This is a genomic window from Nostoc cf. edaphicum LEGE 07299 (assembly GCF_015207245.1).
GTDB classification, from domain to species: domain Bacteria; phylum Cyanobacteriota; class Cyanobacteriia; order Cyanobacteriales; family Nostocaceae; genus Nostoc; species Nostoc edaphicum_B.
On the sequence record NZ_JADEXF010000953.1, the window covers coordinates 1 to 2,708 of the forward strand.

The window sequence follows — 2,708 nt, forward strand, 5'->3', positions numbered from 1 at the left end:
CGCTACTAATTTTCTCAAACTGCTAGGGTAACCCGCAGAGATTTCTGTATGATTGGCCATTAAAAATCCTTTAAAGTCGGGAACTGGCTGCGGAATTACAAAATCTAGGTGGGGTTTTGCGATTCGCCTAAGTAAACTTACAGGATCGTACTACATTGTTACTTAAAAATTTATTAATAATTCTTAGTAAAGTTTCCTTCTTAAACAGCAATCAGAAAACTGCCTGATGGTCAATATTGTCTCAATGCAGACAGCATCCTCCAGGGTTCAATAAAATTATCCACCCAGATATCCACCTAGCTGTACCTGATTTACTTTACTTTAATTTACTTCTTGTAAAGTAAATTAAAGTAAATACTTGCAAATCTCATGAAAATAGTAATGAGCGATCGCCGTTTCTGGAGGCTGCTAGCGAAAACAACTTGTATTGCTATAATTACGCTGGCTATTGTCGTCAAATTTACACCCCTTGAATCTAGTTGGAGTGCTACATCAGGCTATCACTGGACTAATGTATCTATCGGAGGAGGTGGTTATGTTACAGGCATTCATTTGCATCCACGAGAGCGGAATTTAGCCTACATCAGAACTGATATGGGTGGCTTTTATCGTTGGAATTCAAAAGACTACAAATGGATTCCGCTAACAGATATATTTGGCTTGCAACACAGCAATTACTACGGGGGAGAAGCCTTAGCACTTGACCCACATAACCCAGATATTGTATACATCGCAGCAGGGAAATATACTGCTAGTTGGGGTGGATTAGGAACAATTTTTAAATCGAGCGATCGCGGTAAAACCTGGAATAAGCTGAAAATAGACTTGCCAATGGGCGGCAATGAAACTAAACGTTGGCTCGGAGAGAGGCTAGCCGTGAATCCCTTTAATTCCAACGTTATTTTATTTGGCTCGCGATTGAATGGGCTATGGAAGTCTTCAGATGGTGGCACAACATGGGGCAAGGTTGCATCCTTTCCCAACAAGTCGAAAGCAAAGATTGGAATTGCAGGTATTGTATTTAGCAAAAATATATCTGGACTAGTCTATGTCAATGCCTATGGAGATGGCATATATAAATCCACTGATGCGGGTGTTACCTGGAGCAAAATACCAGAAAGCCCATCACACGTGAATCGAATGGCTCTGGCAAAGGACAAAGTTCTGTATGTAACGCATACGTCAGGTGTCAGCAAATATGCAAACAGTATTTGGAGCGATATCACACCAAGTAACGCGAAAACTACATTTAATGCCATTGCTGTAGATCCAAACAATCCCAATCACCTTTTAATTGTTTATGACCAGTATGTTTCTACAACAAACAATCGTGTAATATTTCAATCTACTGATGGTGGAGCTACATGGCAACAGAAACAGCCTACCTTGAAACCTCAAGTGCCCTGGTGGCCTAAGTGGTATTTTGCCTCCGCAACCTCAGCTATTGAGTTTGACCCAAAAACTCCTGGACGGTTATGGTTGACAGACTGGTATGGAACATGGCGGACAGACAACATCAACGCAGAGTCATCTGTTTGGTCGAACTATGCAAAAGGACATGAGCAGATAGTTAGCTTCGCCCTAGCCTCGCCTCGAACTGGCTCTAAATTGTTGAGCGGTGTTGCTGATACGGATGGGTTTAACCACAGCAATGGGCTAGATGTCTACCCATCTACGCAGTTTGGCGGCAAAAATAGTCCTCGCTTTCAGGATACCTATGGCCTTGCTTATAGCGAAAGCAATCCTTCACGAATGGTACGTGTTGGTGGTAATCGATGGAACAATACTTATACGGGAGCAACTTCGAGAGATGGGGGAGTGACATGGAAAAAATTTTCCTCGTTTCCGAAGAACACAATACCTTTGCGTGTAGCCATGTCAGCTACAAATCCAAATCTATTTGTCGCAATTATTCACCGAGGACAGCCTATTCGCACAACCAATGGCGGATTTTCTTGGAGCAAAGTATCAGGATTACCCAAAGGCCCTAAAGGCCCGTGGTACTGGGGTCAACCATTAGTAGCTGACAAATTAGATGGCAACACTTTTTACTATTACAGTGGTGGCAAGTTATACCGTAGTAAAAATGGAGGCGCATCCTTTAGGATTGTAAACTCATCGTTGCCTTCAGAAAGTTGGTCTATGCTCAAAACAGTTCCGGGGGTTAAAGGCGAAGTCTGGCTCAGTCTTAACTCTCACGGACTTTATCGCTCAACAAATGGTGGTGTGAACTTTGCCAAGATTCCGAAAGTGAAGAAAGCTCATTTATTCGCTCTTGGTAAGGCACAGAAGGGAAGCAAAATTCCTGCACTGTATTTGTATGGGAAAATTGCTGGTATGGGCGAAGGAGTATTTCGCTCTCTAGACAAAGGAAAAACATGGATAAATATCGCCTTTTCACATCAACCTATGGGCAATGAGCCTAATGTAATGGAGGCTAGCTGGCAGAAATTCGGACTAGTCTTTATTGGCACTAACGGTAGAGGAATATATCGAGGTAGTCCGTAAAAAAAATACTATTGTTTACTCAAAAATATTAATTTTTGTGCTATGTGTTAATTTTTGTAAAAAACATAGTAGTATGATTTTTGCAACGTTATTTAATACAATTAGGTTGTTAATATGAGGTATACAGATATGTAATATATGTATAATTAGCGCTTATATAATGACATATTAACATCAGCAAAGCTTTTGTAGTTCTGTAC

The 2,708-nt window shown here is 41.1% G+C and carries 1 protein-coding gene; it reads left to right on the forward strand.

Going from position 1 to position 2,708, the window contains the following annotated elements; genetic code table 11:
• Positions 1 to 369 precede the first annotated feature (369 nt).
• Positions 370 to 2,508, forward strand: a complete 2,139-nt coding sequence (locus tag IQ229_RS23040; protein ID WP_194047742.1) for a hypothetical protein — start codon at positions 370 to 372, stop codon at positions 2,506 to 2,508.
• Positions 2,509 to 2,708 lie beyond the last annotated feature (200 nt).

Coding starts and splice junctions, on each gene's coding strand:
- IQ229_RS23040 (WP_194047742.1), top strand. CDS start 370: ATGAAAATAGTAATGAGCGATCGCCGTTTCTGGAGGCTGCTAGCGAAA.